This window comes from Hyphomicrobium sp. ghe19, assembly GCF_902712875.1.
Lineage (GTDB): Bacteria > Pseudomonadota > Alphaproteobacteria > Rhizobiales > Hyphomicrobiaceae > Hyphomicrobium_B.
On record NZ_LR743509.1, the window covers coordinates 3,829,182 to 3,851,618 of the forward strand.

Here is a 22,437-nt window from a genome sequence, read left to right on the forward strand (position 1 = left end):
CGGTCGTCTGTCTGATCCGTCACCGTCGCAAGTGAAACTGATCGGCATTCAGAATTCATCTCGCCGTTATCTGCCGACAGAATGCGCGCATCCTAGACAACGAAAGGCGTCCTTTTTATAAGAAATAAGGGAATTGCGCCGACTATAGAGACCAAGATGGGCGCCAAAATCGATCGTATTGCCGGACGTGCTTATTCGCCGCCTGCCGAATCTCTCGCGGGAATAGCGAACACGTCTCGTCGTTTGCCTGCGACTATCGCAACAGCATTTTTACTGGCCGCAATGGCCATTACGTTTTTCGCAGATTCACATATGGAATCACGCATTATCGAAAATGCTTCGATAACCGCTGCGAATTTCATCGAAGGCTTCCTCGAACCGCTGGTCCAGTCTCTCGCCGTCGGGCCAAGCCTCACGACGGATGAAAAGGCAGCTCTCGACAAGTTGCTCATCAATCCCGTTTTTCGCAAGAACGTCGTCAACTTGAAGATCTGGCATCCTGACGGCACAATCGTTTTCAGTGATGAAAAGAACCTCGAAGGTATCAAGCTCGAACTGCACGACGAGCTCCGCGGCGCGCTCAAAGGCCGAGTCACAACGGAGCTGAGCGAGGCTGGGCACGATCGAGTTACCGGCAAGCGCGATTTCGTCGTTCCGATCGTCGAAGTTCATGCGCCTTTACACGCGCTCGGATCGTCACCGGTGATCGGGGCCGCAGAGTTCTTCATGGATGCCGACGCGCTTTCCAAGGATTTCCGCAAAGCCCGGAAAGTGAGTTCAGCTTTCGCTTTCTTTTTTGCACTGCTCTCAGGGATCGCCGCGCTGGCAGTGCTGCGCGAAACCCGAAAGCATCGCAACTTTCGGAAAAGCGCGATCACAAACTACTTGATGGCCGCGGACAGCCTCCGCAGTCATGGTGCGACGGCTGAGCCGGCCGCAGCACCCGGCAAAAATTCCGACGACGGCAAGGCGACGTCGATAGGCGAAGTCATGGCCGATTTGCATGATGGCCCCGCACAACTTCTTGCCCTTGCCTTGCTCAAGCTCGACGCTCTTGGCCTCGCTCCCGATGCACACATGCCGAAGGCTGCTATCGACTCTGTACGTGGGGTGACCGGAGATGCCTTAAAGGAAATCCGCAACATATTACGGAAATCAACGAACCCCGATCTCGAAAATTTGACGCTCGATCAGGTGCTCACGTTCGCCGCCCGATTGCATGAAGAGCGAACGCGAAGTTCTGTTGCGCTCAGCATCGGTCCATTACCCCGGGTGAGCAGCGATATTTCTCAGTGCCTCTTTCAATTCGCGCGCGAGGCGTTGAACAACGCGTTCTGGCACGCCGGCGGGAAGGGACAGTCATTGCGTGCGGAATACGACGGTCGCTTGCTCACCGTCGAAGTGCGCGACGAGGGTACTCAGTTCAAATCTCATATAATTGGTCCAGATGAGAACGCCTCATTCGGTCTGTCCGGGATGGTACAAAGGATAAGATCAAAGGGCGGCGTCCTTGAAATTTATCCCTCGCGCGGCGAGGGAACGCGTGTCGTGGCGACATTCGCAATCGAGCAAGACATCATCGCGACGCTGGTGTCCGCATGAGGCGCGGCCATATCCGGTAGATGTGCAAGGCTGGCGCATTGCTTCGTTCGCGATGAGCGTTACCACGCGGAGCAGGGTTCAGAGCCAAATCGAATCGGAAGCGACTGAACTCAATTGCATCATCTGGATAACGTTCTGGTCCCAGCTCACATTGGTGCCTTGCAACGAACGATGGACGTATTCGGCAACGACCAGAAAAATCCATAAGGCACCGGACCCGAGCGTCAGTAAAACGCCGAAGCGAACAGTCAAAGCCAGGCCACAGCGAAGCTGGCGCAGCTTTTCCGGCGCGTTAAATTCGTCAAGCGGCGTCTTGCCGTATGGCAATGCGAAGACTGCGAGCAGGATCAGGATACCGGCCAGAAGATTCCCGGCAATATAGACGGTGCGCAATATGGCTATGGCGTCATCCACGCAGCGGTTTTCACTATCGAATGATGCTTGCCCGAAATTGCGCATCATTTCTGTTGTTTGCTCGATGCGTGCCTTCTCGATTCACTTGATGACCTGATTGAATACGTCCTGGAGACGACGTGTGTCTGTCGTGTTGAGCGTACCGAAAAGATCGCCCGAGTTGGGGAAGCAGACCTTCAGCCCCTGTTGACCAACCGCCGGCAGGGTGACGACGATGTCCTTCGCCTGTTGGGTTTTGGCCTTGGCTACATCTAGTTCGCCGTTTGCAATCGGCAACGAGGGGTGGTCGAACACTCCCGAGTGGCAGGCAACGCGATTATCGGTGAGCGAAAGTAAGAATTGGACGAGATCGTCTTCCTCCTCGTCCGTCAAACCAAGCGCATTATTTGTCGACGTTGCGCTAGCATCGCCGATATCCGGATCAAGATTTGTATGATTGACCACGCCGAACGGCGTGGGTGTTGCCAGTCCTGTGGTGTCGCTATCGAGCGGACCGCGACGATCGCCGCCGCGATTGTAGAAGCGGACAACGTCCTTCAGCGTCGCTTGTCCGCCATTGTGGAAGTAAGGCGGATTGAGACCGACGTTGCGAAGGATCGGGACTTTGAATGATCCGTCCACGGAGTCGCGTGGCGCCGAAGCTGGGTCGGTCAGTGAAGGAAGGTTGTCGCAAGGCGTGAATATTGGGGTTGCAAATTCACAAGGCCTGGAGTCGAACCGGTCTACGCTTTTATTTTTCTGGTTCAGAAGACGCCATTTGAACTGGCGCGTGAATGAGAGGTCAAAGCCGTATGGATCGAGGGCGCCAACACCGATGTCGTCTGACGTCGGCCGGACGCCGATATTGTAGAAGCCCGTGTCATAGATCCCAGGACGGCCGTCTCCCATCAGCATGCCTTCAATCGCTTTGGGAGATTCAGTCGAAAGACTGGTCACTGTCGCCCCAGAGAGGAGCGGCCCGTTGTGGCAGGCAACGCATTTTCCCTTGCCTTCAAAGATCGCCAAACCCGCGACCGCTTGCGGGTTCATTGCCGCCGGGCCGTGGTCGAAGGGCGAGTCATCGGAAATGAGCAACTGCTCATAGGCTTGGATCGCCAATCCCCAAAAGAGCGAGAAGTTCTGTTCTTCCTGCGTATGCCCCTTGACGAAATCAAGGGTTATGGCGCCCGTCGCCGGATCGACGTTGAACCATCCGGGACTGCTCCAGTACTTCGGGAAGAATGCTTTTTCGACGAGTGCCTTGTAGGTGGTTTTCAGTCCGGTCTGCGACGAGGACGGAATGAGCGCCGGGGTCTTGCTGAAAAGGCTATCCTGGGGATGCACGACCTGCGTCGAGAGCGGCCGCATCGGGAGGAGCTTCGCGCCCAGATCAGCAAACGTCTTTCCTGCGCACGACATTTCAAAGTCGCTCAGCGGAGGTCCGACCGCCTGTGAAGCGAGGCTCGCATTGTCGATGAGCGGCTTCGTTATAACCAAAGCCTTACCGGATGGGACGAGTATTCCAGCGCCCGCTGCATTGGGGTTGCCGGCCGACGTGACCGGATCCAGCGGCGTGAATGTTCGCGGGCCGAATGGATCGACGCCATTGAACTGGCTGTTCGCGCGGCCGTCCCAGAACTGCCTGAAATTGAAAACTGCGTTGATTGTCGTCGGGGTCTGCCGTGGTTCGACTTTTCGATAGATGAGCCCGTTCGCGTGAAAGGGATTCCCCGAGGGATTCGTATTGGGATTAAACGGGCTGTAGGTCAGATTGCATTTTTCGCTCGAGCGAGACCTGCCTCTGAACACGTTTCGTTTCAGGAGGAAAGCCGTCAGGAGGTCTTGACGCAGCGATCTGCCTCCGGAAACGAAGTCCCCCGCATAGGTGCCTTGCGATGAAAAGACATCGTTTGTGTCGAAGATAACTGAAGATTCGCGATTGTTGATATCGGCAAGTTTGTGGAACGGGAAATCCAGGGCTGCGAATTGTTTGTTGGGACCCGCGATGCCAGCGTTGTTATCCCGCGCGTCAAAGATATTCTGCAAGGCGACCACGGTGTTTCGGACGCTGGGATCCGTTTGATTTTTAGTCCGGATGTCGGCGCCCGCGTGGAAATGACAGGTCGCACAAGCTTGCCCGTCGCTTCCGACCTGCGTGTCCCAGAACAATGCCTTTCCAAGCTGCTGCGCGGCAATCGGATCTCTGATATATGCGCTCACGTCGGGCAAAATCGGCTTTACGCCGACGAGGGAGGGAATGTCGGCGACCGGATCGACAACCTGCGCCGACGACTCGTACACCGGGAGGCCTGCCGATGCGATCGCCACCGCGACTGTCCATGCGGTGAGCCTGGTTCCAAAGAAGGCAAGCGATTTGCGCACCTGTCTTTTGCGATGTTGCGTGTCAGCGCCTTCGCTTATCCAATCAACGCACACCATATTTCAATCCTCGAACGCCACTCACCAGGCCGGCGAAGAACTCAGCAAGAAGCGCGCCGAGCGCTGCACGACGAACGATAATTGCTTTGGATTCTTGGAGTAGATCGGAACGGATGGGGTCTGGAGGGTGCGCGCGATTAGACCTTGGTCTTAGCCAGCACCGTGAATTGCCGGACCATCGTCGAGCAGATGATGCCGGCGGCAGAAAAATTGCGGCCGGCCGGAGTCCGCGTCGCGCACTCCCTGCCGTCGCCGACGTACCGAAATGAATCAAATGACATATGAAAAAGGAAAATAGGAATAGGAGCGGTCAATCCGCTCCATTCCAGGCCGTCCCGAGTGGAAGTCTACTCGCTTTCACTCATGAATTTCTCGGCGGCTGTTACCAAACTCGTCTTCGGATTGGCCGCGCAGTAATCGGCGATGTCGCTCGTTTGCTTGATGAACTTCTCAACATCCAGCATCGTCGAGCCGTTGTTGTAGCTGGCGTGATAGCCGGCGAGCCACATGAACGTATCACCGATGTTTTTCTGGACGTCCTTGTTCGTCAGAACCGTCTCGCACGTTACGATAGCGAGATCGACGCTCTCAGGGCTCGCGTCTTCGATATTTTCGCCCATGAATTTTTCGCTCGCCGACAGCACGCCGATGCCAGGATGCTCGGAGCAAAACTCGACGGTTTTGTTGAATGAGTCCGATAGTTTGACCCAATCGACGACGGTGCCCTGATCGACGGTGGCGTGGTATCCGCCCATCCAATTCAGAATGCCGTTCACGAATGAAATATCGCCCTTCGACTTTGCTTCGTAGGCCGAGGCCAGTCTCTCGCAGCTGATTGTCGATACGTCGATTGGATCGGCCGACGCTGCAACCGGAAGCACCGCCAAGAGAAACAGCGAAGACAATACGGAAAGGAAGATACGCTTCATAGAACAGTCCCTGATTGACTCACCGGCCGCCGCAGTGCCTACGAGCCGGGACGCGGGACGATCCCCGAGCCGGGCCTTCTTATCGTAGAGAGATTAACCAATAGGGAAGAGTGATCGCGTTTTGAGGGCTGGTCCGGTGAATAACGACCAGCTTTTATCCGTTGTGATGTCAGCCGATCGTTGGAGGATTCGACAGTAGCGAACCGAACCAACCACGAGCCAAAAACGCTCCTGTCCTAACGAGGCACGCAGATTGCACTCGTTGGGATGAAGCACAGCGTTAGAGGCGCCGGTGGCATGTTTAGAGACAATGTTATTTGGGTCGATTTCCGCGTTTCGAAGGATATTAGAGATAGGCAGGCCTTATCATTTGCGGAGCGCCTGAAGGCGAGTTCCGCACAAACGCGCGGCCATATCGAGGCGACGAAATCCGCGATCGAGGTCGTCAGGAAAATGCTCGCCGGTTCGCAGGTATTCCCCAAACGACCTGATAAGCCATAGCGCCGGACACGACCGAAGCTTCAGGACGCTCTTCTTCGGCTGGGATGCGCCGGATAGAATACGTCCGATCCCCTTATCCCGTATTGCGATAGGTCACGGGGTTCCAAACTGTTGGCCGAAACCACAATTGGAACCTCGAGAGCCTTGACGGCATCGCAGAAGTCCAACGTGTCGGCCTCGACGTCAAATTCGATGACGACCGAATCCACCTTCGCCTTCCGCACGAACTCAAGTGCCTGCCCGTATGATCCGAAGACGTAAGCGCTGCCATTTCGCTTTTGGCGCGCATCGCAAAACCGCATTCGGTGATTGCTCGAGCGCTCGACGATGACGATTGCCCTGTAGCTTCCCATGACGGGTACCTCTGAGCCTCCCGGCCTCAGGAGCGGGTTGTTCCGCGGTCCATAAGGTCAATCTATCGGCGGCCCACGAGGTGACAATCGGAAAAGACAGTGCCATCAATATTTCTGTGAGTTCTATGTAGGACGCCGTGACGGTGCAGCTCCGAATAGACTTCATCGCACCAACCGAACTTGCCGACAAAGCTTTGCAAAAGCACGTTCAAGGTCTGCTGATCGTCGCGCCTGCGTGAAGCCGCCTTGGAGCGGCGATCACGGATGGGTGGCGTCGTAGCGCGCAGCCTCGTTGTACATGATGTAGCGTCCGGCCACGAAGCCAATCGCGATCAGGATGCAAGCGATGGCAAAGAGTCTGACGTGGCGATGCATAGGACCTCCGATCACCGAAAGCCCGTGTCTGCCACACGGCGCACCGCTAAGTCGAGCGGCATCGCACTCGACAAAGCCCAAACTGGAAGCGGTCTACCGGGAAAATCGGTTCCTATTGCATGTGAGCCGCGGACTTGGCGTTCCCGACTTGAACACTTCCCCTACGCTCCATTAACGACGAAGCATCGGAGCGGCCGATCGTGCGCCGCTTGTTGATAGCCTCGTCGCGCCCCACGGAGTCCTGCGGGGCCTCTCTTTGATTGTGAGGTGCGGCATGTCCATTTCCGAAAAAGACGCGAAGAGCCTGCTGAACCATGAGGAATACGAGGCCGTCAAATCGGCCTACCATCCGGCGATTTATGCGTTGGACCGAGACGGTCTCAGAAATCTCGCGTTGCGGCTCGAGGGCTACCGTGAAAAGGCGAAAACATTTGCTCGCCAGAAACGCCGCGAAGCGAAGGGAACGGCAGAACCTCGAGGCAAGAGTTTTCCGGGAACCGCCGTTCAACCGGCGAAGAAGAAGCAGGTGTTTGCGCACGCTCTCAAAGTCGTGAAAAAGGAACGGGCGCGTCTCCACAATTTGGATGTCCGCGCGCAGAACGTGGAAGCCGCCCACCGCGCGCTGGCTCTCCGCCGCGCGAGCCAATTCACACATCATCCCGAGGGCGACCCCACGGCGAACCCAGGTCAACAAGCTAAAGGCGGGCGGCCAAAACGCGTTCGCACCCCCGGCAGCAAAATTGGCAGCATCTTGAAGGCCAATGCGCGGGCCCAGGCCAAACGCGACAACCGGCCGAACTAGGCCGCTTAACGGCGGCAAGATGGCGCCTCACGTCGTGCCGGTGGACGATAGGACGTCGCTGCGGCGGAGCGTCGGCGTGGAAATGGCGACCTCTCTCTGCTAAAAGACCGCTATGTCGATCAGGTCGCTAATCCGAATTTTCATTTGGGCGTGTTTTGCCGTCGGCACGCTGCAAGCGACCAATGCTGCCCAACGTCACGTCGAAGCGGGAACACAACTCGCCTCCCTTTGGAGCGAGAAGGACGCCAGGTTCCTATCGCCTTCGCGCGTCCAGGTCGTTCCGAATTCGCACTCTTTCATAAAGCCGGACGGAGGATCGAAGCGGTTCAGCTCCCCGATCCCGCTCGACACTGCATTCTTCGCCCAGCTGTCGCAGCTCCTGTGCGTGAGCCAGACGCCGCGTTCTTGCGGGCTCGGTGAGTATTATCTCGAACGAACATCGCATGATCCGCGCGCGCCACCTTTAGGCTGAGCCGGATCAACCCACCACAATCTATTGAACACAGCACGCACGCCAAGTGTCGTCTTCGGATCGACGCTCGATAGCGCATGCCTCAACACGGACAAACGTCATGGATGACATCAACTCAACGACTGAACCCTCGCGGCCAGAAATCTCTAAGCGGGAGGCGCAGCTCATGGAAAAGCTGGGCACTCGGCTTCTGCTGATCTGGATATTGGGATTAGTGGCGAGCATTGAACTGCTCATGATCGCCCACATTCTGAGACACTAAGCCGAGGGGCCGCGATCAGATTTGGTCGCGGCCCTCATACAGATGAGAGGGCCTCGCTTGACCTGCACCATGACATTCGGGCGATAGAGACGCGCATGAAGTTTGATTTGAAATCTCGCTGGAATAGCTTGCAAGCGAAAGGCACCATCAAAGAGCGTGACGCACGGCAAAAGGTGGCGAGGAAGCGGGCGGTTGATAGGGCAAGAAGCGCGCGCGTGAGTCTATCCCGCATCGCCGCCTCCTCCAGCAAAACTGGGCTTTCCACCCTTTGGGGCGGGTGCGCCCGGGTTGACTTTAGATCGCCGGCCGTCGGATTCGGGCCCCTGAAAATAGATCGTCATCGCTTCAATGCATAAGGGATTCAGTCCTTTCGCGCCCGCCTCCAAGATTTTCTTCAATTCATCGCGCATGCGCGGTTCCCAGGTATTGTGAATATGCTTGGCAACGCCGTCGAGCGCTTCGGGTTTTGGGTAAACGCCGAAGAAGTCAGTAATCTGATTAGCCATACGAACTAAGTCGGAGCTTTTCACAGTGGTCACTCCTTGGTTGGCCTGACGTTAGAATAGACCCGCCAGCCGTTTCTCTGAAGCCCGTTTCAAGTTTCAAAACCTTCGCGAGCGAGCACCTGTTCCCAATGTCCTGCGATTGCTCAACGCAGCCGCCGCTCGTGATCAAACGAAGCGCGGATTCAAATTGCTATCAATCGAATGCTTAGCGGGAACTTGGTTACCCCAGCATCGAAGAGCCCGCCGCGGAGATCGCGACGGGCTTTTGGCTGACGGCTTTTAGTCTTTGCCGCGAAGTGCTTTACGGCTTGTAGAATTTGTAGTCTGGCAAGGCCTTGAGCGAATCCTTCGTGCCATCGGTCACGATTTTCAGACTGCCACCGTCGCGGCTCACCTTTAGGGCGCTCCACGGCACCGAAACGTACTTCTCGCCTATACCGAGGAAGCCCCCGACGCTGAGAACCACCTCATCCAGCGAACCGTCGGACTTGAGGATGATATCCTCAATGCTGCCGATGTTTTCGTTGGTCGTATTGTAGACCTTGGAGCCGACGAGCTTGCTGCTGCGGTATTCGTCGGCTGCCTGCATGTCGTCCGCAGCTCGAGCCGGCAGTGCAACTGCTCCTGCTGCAACGAGAACGGCGGCCGCCGCGAAAAGCGATGTCATCATTTTTTTCATTTACGTCTCCACCGATATGAGCTTTTTGCCGACCCAATATCGTTCCCGACGTGTGGATAGTTCCGCTGCTACGCTCAATAATACCACCGGCAGTGCCACGACCGATGAGCCTTCACAAGCGCCGCAGGCGCCTCCGAACGGAACGCAACCCGATACAGACAGCGCCCCCGTGGCCAAGCAGAACAACCGGATGTCAAGCGGCCCAGGCATCCGTTATTTGGAAAGCTGGCGCTGCCTTTGCCACCTCCTCAGCACGCGGTGCCGCAGACGACACATAGCCAGAGGGACGCGCCTGAAGAGTTATGATGCGCCGACCGGGCGGCAGATCATCGAGCGGAATTTCAAAGTGCATGGTTTGATGCTTTCCGGCACGTGAGCGCAAACGGCCTCGCAGGCGATGTATGACCCTCTCGCCGGACACGACCTCGATGAACACTCTCCTCGATTGGCGGCTAGCTGAAAAACGCAGCGATACTCCGCATACCCTAATATCCGGGTCGCAATGAATTTCGAGGCAATGACCTTCCGACGCTACTGTATGACCCTGCGCCAGCGGTATGCGCTTCCACCGGCGCGGGTACCAAACGCCGCGATTGTCGCGTGCGACTCCGATCAAATTGTCGGATTTAGACGGCCGATGGTAGATGGCTCGTGGCAGGAGCGGCGATGATAATACGTCGGCAATCCTTTGCAGCAATCTGCGCTTACGTCCATTTGAGCGGATGCTTGCATAATGCTTCAACCAGACGCCAGTCGCGACCGGCGTCTCAGCAAGTCTGCGTAGCACTTCCTGCGGCACACCGAGGCCAAGCTCGTGGAGATAGTTGAGACCAGCGAGCGCCAATGGAACCAGGGCCCGGCGCTCAACGAGCTCGATCGTGCGGTCCCAATCGACACCGCCGGCGTTAATGCGCTGACCGATGTCGATCGCCCAGTCTCCATCGGGACCGACCACGCCATGTGCGAGGCTGATCACAATGCTGTCCGCAGAACAGGGTACGCGAACGTCAGTGCCACCGAACGAGATTGATCTCGCATCACGCCATAGTGCGCTTTCGAGTTCCGGGTCGCGACGACAGAAGTGAAACGCCTGAGTGTGCAGGTCGACTTCGCCGTAAACGCCCCGACGATAATTCGAGGACGCGCGAAGCGGCGCGAGTTGCCGCAGCAGGAGCGCAGAATCGCCGTTCGTTGCCTCCCAACCTGCTGCCGTCAACACGCTGGCGGCACGCGGCCCATCCTCTGGTCGAACGAGTATGTCGACATCGCCCATCAAACGACGAACCGTCGGTCCGAATCCTTCCGCGTATCCGGCGGCGCCCTTGATGAGCATGCATTCGATCCCGGCCTTACGTAGGGCTTTGATCGCCGGCAGCGTTTCACTCAGCATGATCTGAGTTTGGGTCCAATGGGATTTGGCGAGTCCGTCGATGCGAGGCCGGTAGGCTGAGTTCGGATCGAGAGTCCGCAGGCGACCCGAAAGAGGCGCAAGGATACGCATTTCAGGCCAACTCGCATCGTCGAGTTCGCGGCTCGCCAGCCAGTGGTGCCAAGCTGCACGCGCTGCATCCGGCGGAGCGAGGCAAGCTTGAAGCAGAAGATCTATCTCAGGGGCCGGTCGCGCCCCCTTCAATATAGGGAGCCTCATGTCGATCTCGCTCTCCTGCGCTCGAGCGAGGCACGGACAACGTCGAGATAGCCACGATCTGCCATCGTGTTATAGCCGTAACTCAAACTCCCCGGGATGATCCGGCGGAGCCATAATACCTCCGGCAGCGTTTCGAACATCAATCCGAGTTCGCGGCCTCGTTGCAGCCAATCGATCATCTCACCACGGCCACGCGCACCCCCTGGATCGTTGACGGGCCCGATGGCGGCAACGGCAGACGTGCGCAACATCATAGAGGAGCGCGACAGGCCTTCGGAAACCGCGCCGCTCGATCGATCATCGTCGCCATGCTTGAAACGCCGCCCGCGACAGAACAGACCGTCGACGTGTGGTCCGCGCGCAAATCTCTCCAATTGCCGTTCAGCTTTCTCAGGTAGCCAAATGTCATCGGCATCCAAACCGGCAACGAACGGCGCCGATACGTTCCTGAAGCCTACGGTCGTCGCTGCGGCCGCCCCCGCATTGCCCTGCCGGATAACGCGAACCGTGCCGCCGTATCTCGCGGCAATATCGGCCGTATCATCCGTCGAGCCGTCGTCAATTACGAGGATGTCGCTGGCGGCAACCGTCTGTGCAAGCACCGACCGGATTGCTTCATCCAACGTGCGCGCCGCGTTATATGCGGGGATGACGACTGTATACGCGTTATCCGACATGAACTTAGTTCCCAGCCCGAGACATCGCTGCCACCAGCGGATGCATGATGGGTCCCACTCGTCCCGCAGCGCGGCGACGCTTCAATGATCCCTGGAACACCTTGAGCAGTTCGAGCCGCAAGACCGCGATATTTCCCGACGTGTTTCCGGCGTGACGCCGGTGCAACGTCGCAATTTCGCGTTCGACCGCGATCTCATGATCCGTCTCAAGCAGGCGCAGGATCAGATCAAAATCGTCTGCCATCGTGAATTTGGTGTCGAAGCCAAGTGACTGAACAGCGCTGGTCCGGAACAGGCCGGCTGAGAGCTGTACGCCAAGGACGCGCGATGTGTTGGTGCCCGGCAAGGGCATCCGGTCCGGCCCGATGGTCTGGAACATGAGCGTTTCGCCCATGACGGCCGCTACACCGGGCGTGCTCTCTATCAGCGCGGCTTGACGCGCGAGACGTCCCGGCATGCAAAGATCGTCTTGATCAAGAAACGTAAGAAGTTCGTGCCTGACTTCCGCAAGTCCAGCATTGCGCGATCCGGCGATGCCGCGCTTCTCCCCGGCGAAAACGCGGATACGAGGATCATGAGCGGCCAAATCGTGCAGGCGCGCAAGCGTTCCGTCATTTGAGGAATCGTCGACGACGACGATATCGAGATCGACGCCGGTCTCGGCCGTAAGCGATCCTATAGACTGTTCTATGAATTCGGCGCCGTTGTACGTGGTCATGATGACCGAGATCTGAGGGAAAGCTTGAACGGTCATTAGATCCCTGCCTTTGAGCGGTCACGCGCATCATCGCTTGGTGGCCTACCGAACAGAGTCTCTGCCTCTTGGTGCTGCACGAAGAACAAGTCCAGCGGCCTACGCCGTCCCATCGCCCTTCGCCGGGCAATCGATTTATTGAGAACCTGGAGAGTGGACGTGCGAATGGCGCGACCGTTGCGTGTCATGTTGCTGTCGTGCCGACGGTAGAGAGAGGCAATTTCATCTTCAACGAGCACGGGCTCATCGTGCTCGGCGAGCCGGAAGAAAAAGTCTACGTCTTCCGAGAAGGCGAGTTCTTCGTCGAACAAACCGTATTGACTGAACACTTCTCTTCGAAAGAGCGCACTGTGCAACGTAGGCAGCAACATGCTTACGCTCCGCGAACCAGGGCTCGGGCGCTGCGCATCATCGAGCTGCTCGAAAAGCAGGGTCTGCCCGACGACACACGCCACCTCAGGATTGGCGAGAAGCTTTCCGAGTTGGCGCGCAATGCGCCCGCGCGGGCAGACATCATCGCTATCGAGAAAAGTGATAAACTCGCCCTGCGCCGCTTCGACTCCAATATTGCGCGCGGCGGCGACGCCTCGATGTGGCCCGCTCATGATGCGTAGGCGTCGATCGCGGGAACTGATTTCGGAGACGATGCCTAGCGAACGATCCGTCGATCCGTCATCAACAATGACGATGTCGAGCTGAAGGCCGGGCTCTTCTTCCAGCGAAGCCAGCGCTTCCCCAAGGTGCCGCTCACCGTTGAAAACCGGTATGATGACGCTGACTATGTGAGCGGTCATGGCGCACCGTTATCGAGAAACCGGCGTACCGCTCTGCCGATCTCAAACGGGTCCGAGGAAAGGTTCATGCGCCACGTCGCAACGCGCCGCGTCAGTGCCGTGGCAAAAACGAAGCCGGATTTCTGCGCACCCGGAAGCTGCTGCCACATGGATGCGGCGGCGTGATGGAATAAATCCTGCGGTCGAAGCGGCTCGAAAGTCGTCTGATCTGCACGAGCGACCCGGGGAACCACGAGCGCTACAACGTCAGCACTCTCGGCCATGCATCCCGTAAAATGCAACTCGGGATCGATTTCGACCTTGCCCTGCCAATTCAGCGCTAAGGGCTTCTCTAACTCGCGTGGCCCAAGGACGCGTTCGATACCGGCTGGGTCCTGTTTCAGCAACTGATGGACCCGATGCACGCGAGGTACAGGATCGGCCGAGACCACGACATAGTCGTCGCCCACGGTCTGAAGTCCCGACGCGATGCCCGCGAACGTCGTACCCGACTTGCCGCTGCCACCCCCGCCGACGAGCAGCATGGCGCGGTTCCCGGAAACGAGGGAGCCGGCGTGCATCATGCGCAATCCGCGCTGCGCGGTCGCCCAGTGGATAAGCAGACGGAAGGGCGAGCCAGCGTCCCACGGCGGCAGGTGAGCCAGCGAGGTCACCCACTGCACGCCGACGCCAGTACGCGGATTGAAAAGCGTGCATGGCTCGGTTGGATTATTGTACGCGTCTGGTCGGCCGACGATGCCGACGAGGCTCGCCTCTGCGGCGAGCCGCTCGAAATCTGGTCCGAGGGATTGGTAGAAAGCAAAGTTTGCCGCCTCTGGGCTACCTACAGACGATGGCTCGCCGATGTGGAAGTGCAGATCTTCGGTCCCCGGATTGGTTTTGATCGCACCACCGAGCCGACGCGCATAGAGATCGGCCATGGCGGCCGATGGCATGTGAAGACGGATGGACAGATCCGCTACGCGGACCCGGACCTGATGCGCGCGTTCGGCGTGTCGCGCTGTGAACAAGTCAAGCGCGTCCAAAAGCTGTTGTGCGCTCGGCCGGTTCGCCTCAGATTGCGCGACGCCGGACAGGGCGCTCGTAATCATGCGCCGATGCCATTGTCGTTGCGTACGACGGGCCAGCCGAGGTGCTCCTCGGTATCATGCACCGGATCTGCCAGGATCAGATCCTTCATGTCCTCATAGGACTCGACCGAGAACGCAATTTCGCCCGCTTCTGCACGCGCCACCGTCTCGCTCGCCTCGAGCGCAACCGGGCTCGCACTGCACCGGCGAAGCAGGCCAGCATTCACAAGATTCGCAACGACAAGATTACTCTCATGAGCAAGATTTGAATTTATCTGAGCTAAGCGGTCCGCGATCGCTACTGGGTTGTGTCCTGACGTAACATCCCGCCACAGTGCGGCCGCGAGATCGCGCAGACTCCAGTAGACACCGCTCGACAAATTCAGCGCCACGATCTCGCCGTCGAAATCATTGGCGACGCAGTCGGGAGTTGAGACTTCCAAGATGCCAATATCGGCGACAGCGTCTAACATGCAAAATCTTCCCCGAATTTTGAGAGACCCTTCAACTTTGCTGAATCGGCCGACGGACGATCCATCTGGCGCCGTTTTGCACGAAAAGCGAGGCAACTGCCCTGATTGTTCACAAGATTCACAACGCGCTCGTTTTCGACGAGTAGCGTTGCGGTTCTGCTACTCTTGCCTAGGCCGCACCGTTGACTGATTGACGAGTACGATTCCCTGCAATTTTTCAAAGCGTCAGCCCGAATTGGCGACGACCGCTCGTCATTCGATAGCAGTTAAGTCCATTTCCCCCGGGACTGATCTGCTTCGCGTCATTTGCTGTCGTTCTGAGATAGCAATCGAAGTCGGCTCTTCACACAAATGCGGGCATCATCACAGCAGTGGCCGGTGCGGACGCTTGCATCCGCCGCATGCCGGCATTTGGGATTGAGCAGTCTTGCGACAGTCTCCTTCGCAGAGACAGCGTGCGCCGAGATAAACGCCAAAGGTCGTTTCAGTCGCGGAGGCGATAGGTTTGCTGGGGTGCTGAAAGCCGCCGTCAGATTATTGGCGGTCTAGGCCATTAACGGAAGTCGATTGGTCTCGGATCGAAAGTCGGTTTTCCAAGCGAGCGGCGACAAAGACCTTAGCTGCCAATACTGTCGCGGAGCGCTAAGTCCGATCGCCGGTTGCGCGAAGAGGCGGCCGAAATCATCCGCGGCCTTATCGCAAGCATCTTACCGTACCCGGAAGCTGATGCAGCAGGTAAGCGCGCGCTGACGATCGACTTGAAAGGTCATCTCGCCGGAATTCTGAGGCTGGCCGCAGCTGGCAAAAATGCAAAGGGCATCAACTGCCCCACACCAACTGATCAGCAAGTAATGTTGGTTGCGGGGGCCCGCAACAGCTGCAATCACTACACGCCCGACGACGCCAGTTCCTTCAGATATCAACTCTCGTTCTAAGCACAAACGCAAAAAGACCGCCCCCGTCGCAGCCGGCGGGAAGGCGCGACGGGGGCTGGTGCGCGCGCCGGGATCGGCTTTCCTCGTCGGCGCTTGCTCACTCATCGTCCAGCCGCCACCGTCCTCGAACGTCCGAAGAACTTCTTTCATGCCGACAGAGGAACAGCCCTGTCTTTCGCCTAAGCACGTCGCCCACTGAAGAGATGATTGTCGCATATAGAAAAACGGGGCAAGTGAACGAATGCCATCTGGATACGAGCAATCACCGGACTACGGAGGCCGCCCACCAATTGATCCCCGTCGCGTGGCATGGACTATTGCTTACGCCGCGCTGCTCGGCCTTGTGGTTTATTTCGCGCGGTACGGCTTCTAGTTCAATTGTTGCTCGTCAACAAACGACAATCTGAGCAACGTCCGATCCACTTGCCGCTTTAGTTCAAGCAGGGACGCCCTAACACCGAGCAACGTCTCGCGGTCCATTTCGCGAAGTCGGTCGTGTGGTGTCTCTTCAATTTCCTGGCAGAACTTTAGAAGGCGGATCGGGTCGGTAGGCATTGCGGCTCCGTGCTCAGAAAATTCGGTATCACCACACGGGCGGTATGGCCCTGGTGGCTCTGTAAGCGGAAATCATTCCTGACGTTATGTCAGTTGGAAAGCACAGAGGTTTTGCACCGCCAGCTTTGCTCCAAGCGCTTCGACCGCCGCACGCTTGGCCGTTTCGCATCGTGTCGCTTGGGCAGGCACATGGACGACCGCGCGCTTTGTAGAGAGCTATTGAACCAGCAATTATGAGCGCAGCAATCGCAGCGTCAGTCAGTATCTCTTTTGTAGTCGTCTCGGTCTGGGCAGGTTCGCTTTTGGATGGCGCGGGCAGCCCATCGGCGCGCAATGCCGTAGCGTAAATTGCTAAGCCAGCGGCGGTGATGGTCAGAAAACGCTTGAACATAGAGATATCCCCCAAGGGAGAATATCTACGGTAGCGAGCGTCAGCAATGGTCTCGCGGAAAAGAGTTATCCACCTTCTGACTACTACCAAGAGTTGAGGCAAGTGCGTTCGCGTGCATTAATGCCGTCTTGCAATCTTTGGTGGCGGAGTAAGTAGCGGTGCCGTATACTCTCAAAAACAAGATCGTTGCTGTCCCCGTGCCCCTTGGCAGTTATGCCCTGTCGGTTGCCGGCGTAGTTTTGGAGGAAGGCGGACGATTGGTTCTCGGAACAGCCCCCGAAAAGTTAGAACTTTTGAAAGGGGAATTTCGGGGCGAACCAAATGTCTTTTGTCAGAGACTGAATTCCAACTCTGCTCAATCTTTCAGGGCGTTCTTTAAACAGGCCTATTCCCGTTTCGGTCGCCCCGATGTACTTGTTCTCCGCGCCATTTCGTCGGAGCATACTTCTCTTGCAAATCAAATGGAGCATGCCAGCCGGGAGTTATTGCTTTGGATGGATGCGCTCGCACTGTGGATCGGGAAAGAGGTTCACATCATCGTCATTGCCCCTGCGTTTCTCGGCCGCGCGCTGGTTTCGATTGCTACAGAATTCTTCAAGCTCAAGTTTGTGACGACGCAACCCGTGATACGCATAACGACGGTGGCGACGGCTGTGCAAGCTGACGGTGTCGACGCGATGGCTTCAAGGATTATTATGCCTACGAGCAATCAGAGCAACGCGCTTCCTATCCTTCGAACGAAGTCGGGAAGCTCCGCCAATGCACCCAGGATAAATTTGCAAACGCCCTGTCCAAAAAATTGCTGCCCGGTGCTCGGGCCTACGGTGCATGAGAACGACGAAGCTGCAAAGCGATGCTGCTAGCGGTGGGAGTGGTCATCGAGGAAAGGCCGGCGCGTTTCATTTAGAACGGCAAGTATGTCGCTCATTGTGATGTCGAGTTCGCGAGCGATGCGAAAGAGTTCAACGGCTCGAAACCGCCTCGCGCCGTTCTCGCTGAGTTCGTAATCGCAATTTGAGATTTTTGCAGACTTCGCTAGATCGTTTGATACTCGGTCGCTTAGTGAGCGTAGAGTTGTCAACCGTCCGCCGACCAGCGTATCCACCCGCGCAATTGGCATTGTCATATTGCATGGCCCCAGAGATATTGCTGCGCAATGCAACGAGGCAAAACAGAATTTGTTGCAACGCGCAGTAAAGAAACATGTGAAAGCTCTGGACCTCAGTCGGTCAATTAGATTAAACTCAATGGAGTATTAGGGGATAGCTTCTCGCGACCTACAGGGATTTTTCGGCAATCCCTTAGTATCGCGTACCGTTACAAGTGGATCTGCGCAATCGCCTGACAACATCTGAGGGATGCGCGCTAGATAGCGGGGGTAGAGTAATACATGATACGGCACGTATCGATAGTAGACGAGCAGGATGAGGTAGTTGCCTCGCTGCTCTCCGTATTGGACACGCTGATGCGCGCACTTGACGCTGCTACAGAAAAGCGAAACGAAGAGCAGGCAAAACAGCTGAAGGAATTGATCCGGAGAAGCGCCATGGCAGTCGACGCGCTGACAATGAAACCCAAACAAATTGGTTTCTAATAATCCAGCCCGGATACGATATCCGTCAGCCCGATACCAAGCTCCTGAGAGATCGCGAATAGCTCGACGGCGTTAAACCGACGCTTGCCTTCTTCGCTTCGCGTATAATCTACAACGGACATCGCGGCTGCCAAGGCCATGTGTTCGGCAGTGCGCCCGCTCGAAACACGCAGAGCGCGAATTCGGTTTCCGATCGCTGTATCCACTTCCTTATTTGTCTTCCGTTGGTCTATCATTTTCTTTCACTTGTAGGGTAATTCAAGCGGCCGGCATTCGCGCTTCGTCATCCGACGCTCTGCCGTCAATACGTGCGGTCTATCAGTACTATTCCAACCGCTTGCGCATTGCGCCACTAGCCTTGACCCTCTTGATACGGGCGAATTGGTTTATTGGATGATACGTCCGACTATGGTTCGCACACTCCAACTTTACTGGCAGGCAAACCGATAATCTTCATGAATAAGAAGATATCAATTGCAGGTAATTTGATGTCCTACTCGCTCCCCTTGCGGACCATCCGTCCTTTCTGATCCGACGCAGATTTCACAAAGCTCCGTAGTCGTCCTAGTTATCCCCCGAGTTCTGTAAAGTAGCTTCTATCATGTTCCCTCTTTGTTCTAACCTGAGGGCATGGTCAAACGCAAGGGCGAGATGAGCAAATTTCAAATCGGCAGCGCTTGGCCGTATCAGGTCGCGCTCGCTCAGAGACTGACCACGGGCAAGACGCTCGTTGTTGTATCTGGCGCGCGGTGATGCCAGTCGAGCGCATCCATTCCGTACATATGAGCACGTCGGACGGCGTCTCGCTTTTCGCGTCGATGGCATCGATCGCTTTGCTAATGTCGTGCGACCTCGGAAAGCCCGAGCCGTAAATCCACATAAGCTGGTCGCGGATTTCAAAATCCGCGCTTTCGATCGCCGTCGTGATGCGGTGATAGGTACGCGAGCCGGCAAACGCAACGAGATGGTTGCCGGGCAACAGCAGCGCGCGTGCCACTTCCCACTTCGCCGGCGAGCTCGCAACACCGTCGGCTTTGTCCCACGCCTTTCCCATGAAGCCGAGTTCATAGGGAGGATCCGTCACGGCCGCGTGCAAGCTCTCGGGCTCGAGCGCCCGCATGACCTCAACGCAATCGCCTTGATAGAGGGTGGCGACAATGTCGTCCGGCCCCTCAATTTCGACCCTTTGGCTCTACGGCGCATTGCGCTTGCGAACGATAGCCGGCGCCGCCAGGTCTCGCGCCTGGCGTCTTCGGCTTCCCCGCTGCTTTGAATTCACCTAACGACCCCGATGCCATCGCGGCAACGCGGTCGGCCGCCTCAAGGCGATCGACCGCGAGCGGCGCGGCGCTGATTTTTGCAGAAATCCGGTACGGTGCCGGCGTCAACACGACGACGAGACCCGCAACGGCAATGGATGCAATGGCGAGCGTCCAGAGCGCTATTCGTGCTCGGCGTGGCCACTTGCAGAGTAGGTAGCGATTAAATCGCGGAATATCTGCGGATGCGTAATGACCGCCGTCGACGCCACGAGGATCGCGACGGCTAGCACCAGCTCCTTGAGCGACGCGACCGCCTCGAGAAATTCCTTCCCGCTTTTTAGAAGGTCGGTGATCGAGCCCACCAACCCCTTTGGCTTCTCGTTTTCCGGCTCCGGGCGATGGTGCGCCTGGTGCCCTCGGAGCTCCGCTATCTCCGCCCGGAGCGCCGACATTTCCGCCGCGCCCCACTCGAACCGGTTGTGGATGTAATGCATCCACTCTCCGAACCATATGTTCGTTTGGTCGATCCTCTCGATGAGGCGGCCAAGCAAAACTCGTGGGTCCCTCTCGTCCCCAGTCGGCAAATCCATGGCCGTCGGCCCCTGCTGAATACGTCATTGGTCCCTCGAGCTACTGCCCTTACCTTGATAGAAGCGAGCGGGGGAGGTGCTTTGCCGACCGACCCAATGCGCGCTTCGTCAGGTTTGATGACGGCGACCGCATTGCGGATCCGCCTACGCCGACACAACAAGCGACTTCACTTTTTCGACCTTCCCGAAGCTACCGAAATTGAAGCTCTGGAAATCACAGCTTTGAGGCAGCAACGGCTTTCTTCGCCGCCAACTGGCGCACACCGACGGCACGCTGCAGGCCCGTCAGGCGCGCGTAGAGATCGTCGACCTGGGCGGCCTTGCAATCGCCGTACGCCTGCCATTCGCCGACAGCGTAACGAAGCTCGCCGGACGGCGATGGGCGTTTGACCGGCTTCGGGCAAGCCGTCAGAGCGGGCTTCTCCATCAGTTCCGGCTTCACGTCCTTGAACGCCACGGGCTGCACGACGACGTTGTTACTCGCGCAGGCAGTCAGCAGGTACACTGCAACGATCACTGAGAGGGTTCTTCCACTGATCCGCAAGGCGCGTCTCTGCTGCTTTGAGCTTGGCATAGCTTTCCCCAATCGCTCTGATGACTTCGTTATCAACTGCTTCGCCCTCGGCATCGCCTTTTGCGATTAGTCCCCTTACGGAGGGGTTCTGGGCGGCGATTTTGGCCACCCATTCGGCGTTGTTTGCACGCCGATGCAAAGGCCCTGAACACCAACAGCCCAGGGCGACACCGACGGCGAATGTGACGACCAGCAGACTTGCAGTCAGCGACGGCGCCGCTGACGAGACAATGCGCACCTGGGAGGCGAGCGAACCCGCCTCCTCGCGCACGGACGATATCGCCCGGGAGATCGTACCGGTCATTTCTACCTCGCTACGTTGTTGCCCTCTTGGGCGTCTTTGACCCGCGTCTTCTCGATCTTGCTGAACCAGCGATAGGCAATCGCGGCCAAGACGATCGACACCATCAAAAAGACCATGATGACGCCATGCATTCCGGCAGTTGGCGCGGCCGCCACGGCATCCGGAACGACGTCCTCAGCCAGCGCCTTTCCGCGCTTGAACAGCGAAGCGAACCGCTCGCCCTGGGAGATCAAGCCGTCGAGGAAGCCGATGTTGAAGATCTGGTCGAAAAGCTCGAAGAGGCCGAAGCCCTTGAAGCCCAGCAGCCAGCGCTTTGCCCGACGCGTCACTGCGATCGTCTTCGATCCGGACGCGGCAAGATCGGCCGCCGTCAGAGCCTGGCGATCGCCGAGATCGCGCTTTCCGGCTTGCTCCAGGACGTCCCACGTTCTCGGACCGGCGATGCCATCGATGAAGAGCTCGTGTTCGGCCTGAAAGGCCACCAAGGCGCTTTTGGTGAGTTTTCCGAAAATGAAGGGGCTTTCAATCCGCCCGACCGGGAACCCCAGTTCGCTCAGTCGGCGCTGGAGACGTTCGACATCCGGGCCCTGCGAGCCAAACGAGAGGACGGGGTAGCTCGGGGTCACCGCCGCCGGCTGAGCTGCAGGGGCTGTCGCGACGGGTTCTGCGTCGGTCGCGTTGCCGCGAATGACGCCCCACGCGTCAGCAGGCCAGATCGCTTTCGCGCGCGCCGTCTCCGACTGGCGTCGAGGCAGCCCGTGCGGCTTTACGTTGTCGTGAATGTTGCCGGTGTTGAGTGCGTCGGAGAGCGTATAGCAGTCGTCGCGATCGCACCAATGCCAAAGCCCGTCGATTTGAAACTTTGCAAAAGTGGATCGGACCCCGACCTCGGGATCAGTCTCCAAGATCTCGGGATTCGCCACTAGATCGTAGACGGCCCCGCCCGGCTGGCGAGCGATCTCAGCCCCGATCGCCTTGTAGCCATCAAGGTGCGTGATCTGAATTGGCCCACGACCGATGTAGAGGTGGCCCTGCATCCACGGCGTCCCCTCGCGACCGCCGTAAACAACGTCCGCGATGATCTTTGGCTTGTGTTGGATGTAGGCGGCAAGCGCCGCTGCGCTCGAGAAGATCCGGCCGTCAATCTTGGTCGGCGGCTTCTGCTTGACGAAGAGGTTTAAGCGGTACGCATAGACCTCGAGCATCCTCTTGGCGTCAAAGTTCATATTCTCGCGCATGGGATTCAGCGCGAGACCGTCCGCTTCGGCGGCGACCTGGCCGTTCATGTGCACCCAGCGCAGCCGATCGACTTTGTAGAACTGCATCAGCGCCGGGCAGAGCTTCACGAATGCGTCGAGCCAAGCGGCCGGCGCGCGCGGGTACATGCGCGCAAGGTCGTTGCGCGTGATCAGATTGGTCACGTCGGTCTCCGTTGTTGGGTGTAGGTGGCTTCTGACGTGGGGCGCGTCGGTCTAGTTATCCAGCGCCACGTGGTGCTCGAAC

At 57.7% G+C, this 22,437-nt stretch carries 25 protein-coding genes; 7 read left to right on the plus strand and 18 right to left on the minus strand.

The window, feature by feature from the left end:
- Positions 1-312: 312 nt before the first annotated feature.
- Positions 313-1,602, plus strand: coding sequence for a histidine kinase (locus tag AACL53_RS18080; protein WP_339085937.1), 1,290 nt, complete (start codon positions 313-315; stop codon positions 1,600-1,602).
- Positions 1,603-1,680: 78 nt separating this feature from the next.
- On the opposite strand, the gene AACL53_RS18085 is transcribed toward AACL53_RS18080, so the two are convergent.
- From AACL53_RS18085 to AACL53_RS18100, 4 genes are all read right to left on the minus strand, one after another.
- The gene (locus AACL53_RS18085; protein WP_339085938.1) at positions 1,681-2,064 is read right to left on the minus strand and encodes a hypothetical protein; all 384 of its coding nucleotides are present in this window, start codon (positions 2,062-2,064) and stop codon (positions 1,681-1,683) included.
- A 33-nt stretch (positions 2,065-2,097) separates the two neighbouring features.
- Entirely contained in the window at positions 2,098-4,323 is a 2,226-nt protein-coding gene (locus tag AACL53_RS18090; RefSeq protein WP_339085939.1) for a cytochrome c peroxidase, read from the minus strand.
- Positions 4,324-4,781: 458 nt separating this feature from the next.
- The gene (locus AACL53_RS18095; protein WP_339085940.1) at positions 4,782-5,363 is read right to left on the minus strand and encodes an HdeA/HdeB family chaperone; all 582 of its coding nucleotides are present in this window, start codon (positions 5,361-5,363) and stop codon (positions 4,782-4,784) included.
- 521 nt (positions 5,364-5,884) lie between these two features.
- Positions 5,885-6,217: a hypothetical protein gene (locus tag AACL53_RS18100; protein WP_339085941.1), complete on the minus strand. Its 333-nt coding sequence runs from the start codon at positions 6,215-6,217 to the stop codon at positions 5,885-5,887.
- 649 nt (positions 6,218-6,866) lie between these two features.
- Between AACL53_RS18100 and AACL53_RS18105 the strand changes: the two genes are divergently transcribed.
- From AACL53_RS18105 to AACL53_RS18115, 3 genes are all read left to right on the plus strand, one after another.
- On the plus strand, positions 6,867-7,394 hold the full coding sequence (locus AACL53_RS18105; RefSeq protein WP_339085942.1) for a hypothetical protein: 528 nt from the start codon (positions 6,867-6,869) through the stop codon (positions 7,392-7,394).
- Positions 7,395-7,506: 112 nt separating this feature from the next.
- Entirely contained in the window at positions 7,507-7,866 is a 360-nt protein-coding gene (locus tag AACL53_RS18110) for a hypothetical protein (RefSeq protein WP_339085943.1), read from the plus strand.
- A 100-nt stretch (positions 7,867-7,966) separates the two neighbouring features.
- Positions 7,967-8,128, plus strand: a complete 162-nt coding sequence (locus tag AACL53_RS18115; RefSeq protein ID WP_339085944.1) for a hypothetical protein — start codon at positions 7,967-7,969, stop codon at positions 8,126-8,128.
- A 221-nt stretch (positions 8,129-8,349) separates the two neighbouring features.
- Here AACL53_RS18115 and AACL53_RS18120 read toward each other — a convergent pair whose 3' ends face one another.
- The 8 genes from AACL53_RS18120 to AACL53_RS18155 all read right to left on the minus strand — a co-directional run bounded on the left by AACL53_RS18120 (position 8,350) and on the right by AACL53_RS18155 (position 14,729).
- Positions 8,350-8,658 carry a formate dehydrogenase subunit delta gene (locus AACL53_RS18120; protein WP_339085945.1) on the minus strand — a complete coding sequence of 103 codons (309 nt, stop codon included), beginning with the start codon at positions 8,656-8,658 and terminating at the stop codon, positions 8,350-8,352.
- 277 nt (positions 8,659-8,935) lie between these two features.
- Positions 8,936-9,313 (minus strand): PRC-barrel domain-containing protein, encoded by a 378-nt coding sequence (locus AACL53_RS18125; protein WP_339085946.1) that lies wholly within the window; start codon positions 9,311-9,313, stop codon positions 8,936-8,938.
- Between the two features lie 193 nt (positions 9,314-9,506).
- Positions 9,507-10,961 carry a nucleotidyltransferase family protein gene (locus AACL53_RS18130; RefSeq protein ID WP_339085947.1) on the minus strand — a complete coding sequence of 485 codons (1,455 nt, stop codon included), beginning with the start codon at positions 10,959-10,961 and terminating at the stop codon, positions 9,507-9,509.
- The gene (locus tag AACL53_RS18135; protein WP_339085948.1) at positions 10,958-11,638 is read right to left on the minus strand and encodes a glycosyltransferase family A protein; all 681 of its coding nucleotides are present in this window, start codon (positions 11,636-11,638) and stop codon (positions 10,958-10,960) included. The genes AACL53_RS18130 and AACL53_RS18135 overlap by 4 nt, the downstream gene beginning before the upstream one ends.
- A gap of 4 nt (positions 11,639-11,642) precedes the next feature.
- Entirely contained in the window at positions 11,643-12,392 is a 750-nt protein-coding gene (locus AACL53_RS18140) for a glycosyltransferase family A protein (protein ID WP_339085949.1), read from the minus strand.
- Positions 12,392-13,186: a glycosyltransferase gene (locus AACL53_RS18145; RefSeq protein WP_339085950.1), complete on the minus strand. Its 795-nt coding sequence runs from the start codon at positions 13,184-13,186 to the stop codon at positions 12,392-12,394. The genes AACL53_RS18140 and AACL53_RS18145 overlap by 1 nt, the downstream gene beginning before the upstream one ends.
- Entirely contained in the window at positions 13,183-14,277 is a 1,095-nt protein-coding gene (locus AACL53_RS18150; protein WP_339085951.1) for a hypothetical protein, read from the minus strand. Before AACL53_RS18150 ends, AACL53_RS18145 begins: the two co-directional genes overlap by 4 nt.
- On the minus strand, positions 14,274-14,729 hold the full coding sequence (locus AACL53_RS18155) for a hypothetical protein (protein WP_339085952.1): 456 nt from the start codon (positions 14,727-14,729) through the stop codon (positions 14,274-14,276). The genes AACL53_RS18150 and AACL53_RS18155 overlap by 4 nt, the downstream gene beginning before the upstream one ends.
- Before the next feature lie 659 nt (positions 14,730-15,388).
- Here AACL53_RS18155 and AACL53_RS18160 point away from each other — a divergent pair.
- From AACL53_RS18160 to AACL53_RS18170, 3 genes are all read left to right on the plus strand, one after another.
- Entirely contained in the window at positions 15,389-15,664 is a 276-nt protein-coding gene (locus AACL53_RS18160; protein WP_339085953.1) for a hypothetical protein, read from the plus strand.
- Positions 15,665-16,768: 1,104 nt separating this feature from the next.
- Positions 16,769-17,473: a hypothetical protein gene (locus AACL53_RS18165; RefSeq protein WP_339085954.1), complete on the plus strand. Its 705-nt coding sequence runs from the start codon at positions 16,769-16,771 to the stop codon at positions 17,471-17,473.
- Between the two features lie 527 nt (positions 17,474-18,000).
- Positions 18,001-18,204: a hypothetical protein gene (locus AACL53_RS18170; protein WP_339085955.1), complete on the plus strand. Its 204-nt coding sequence runs from the start codon at positions 18,001-18,003 to the stop codon at positions 18,202-18,204.
- Here the strand turns inward: AACL53_RS18170 and AACL53_RS18175 are convergent.
- From AACL53_RS18175 to AACL53_RS18200, 6 genes are all read right to left on the minus strand, one after another.
- Positions 18,201-18,326, minus strand: coding sequence for a hypothetical protein (locus tag AACL53_RS18175; RefSeq protein WP_339085956.1), 126 nt, complete (start codon positions 18,324-18,326; stop codon positions 18,201-18,203). The two genes, AACL53_RS18170 and AACL53_RS18175, sit on opposite strands and share 4 nt — an antisense overlap.
- A 512-nt stretch (positions 18,327-18,838) precedes the next feature.
- Positions 18,839-19,324 carry a hypothetical protein gene (locus AACL53_RS18180; protein WP_339085957.1) on the minus strand — a complete coding sequence of 162 codons (486 nt, stop codon included), beginning with the start codon at positions 19,322-19,324 and terminating at the stop codon, positions 18,839-18,841.
- 321 nt (positions 19,325-19,645) lie between these two features.
- Positions 19,646-20,056 carry a hypothetical protein gene (locus tag AACL53_RS18185; protein ID WP_339085958.1) on the minus strand — a complete coding sequence of 137 codons (411 nt, stop codon included), beginning with the start codon at positions 20,054-20,056 and terminating at the stop codon, positions 19,646-19,648.
- A 214-nt stretch (positions 20,057-20,270) separates the two neighbouring features.
- On the minus strand, positions 20,271-20,573 hold the full coding sequence (locus tag AACL53_RS18190; protein WP_339085959.1) for a hypothetical protein: 303 nt from the start codon (positions 20,571-20,573) through the stop codon (positions 20,271-20,273).
- A complete protein-coding gene (locus AACL53_RS18195; protein ID WP_339085960.1) occupies positions 20,533-20,934 on the minus strand; it encodes a hypothetical protein in 402 nt (133 codons plus the stop codon). Before AACL53_RS18195 ends, AACL53_RS18190 begins: the two co-directional genes overlap by 41 nt.
- A 2-nt stretch (positions 20,935-20,936) precedes the next feature.
- Positions 20,937-22,355 carry a peptidoglycan-binding protein gene (locus tag AACL53_RS18200; protein ID WP_339085961.1) on the minus strand — a complete coding sequence of 473 codons (1,419 nt, stop codon included), beginning with the start codon at positions 22,353-22,355 and terminating at the stop codon, positions 20,937-20,939.
- Positions 22,356-22,437: the final 82 nt, after the last annotated feature.